At 37.4% G+C, this 478-nt stretch carries 1 protein-coding gene; it reads left to right on the forward strand.

Annotated features, from left to right (window positions below; translation table 11 throughout):
- Positions 1–471, forward strand: a 471-nt coding sequence (locus tag A1704_RS17215; RefSeq protein ID WP_065119670.1) for a DUF2480 family protein, incomplete at its 5' end; no start/stop codon positions are given.
- Between the last annotated feature and the right edge of the window lie 7 nt (positions 472–478).

Here is a 478-nt window from a genome sequence, read left to right on the forward strand (position 1 = left end):
GCTGCCTCAGGAATTATAGCCTTAGATCTTCTGAAATACAAACCTACAATGGAAGTTGTGGAACTGGATATTAAAGAACATCTTTTCATGGAAATGATCGTTAAGGAGAAAGAATTCAAGGAATCAATTGCCAACACAGATTTTTCCATATACAAAGACAAAGCTGTTGCAATCATCTGTTCTACGGATGCCATTATTCCGCCTTGGGCATTTATGATATTGATGGAAAAGCTACAGCCATATGCTGCATACACTGATATAAACAGTTTCGATACAGTTCTATTGGATCTGTGGAAACAAAAACTTTTAAGTGCAGATCTGGAGCAGTATCATGATCAGAAAGTGGTTGTGAAGGCGGGACCTGATATTGCTCCGGCACTTTATCTTTTGGCTACTTCCCTACTAAAACCTTTTGTGAAAAGTCTGATGTATGGAGAAATAGGCTTACCAAAAGTCATTTTCAAAAAATAAACCACTA

Origin of the sequence: Chryseobacterium cucumeris (assembly GCF_001593385.1) — a bacterium.
GTDB classification, from domain to species: Bacteria; Bacteroidota; Bacteroidia; order Flavobacteriales; family Weeksellaceae; genus Chryseobacterium; species Chryseobacterium cucumeris.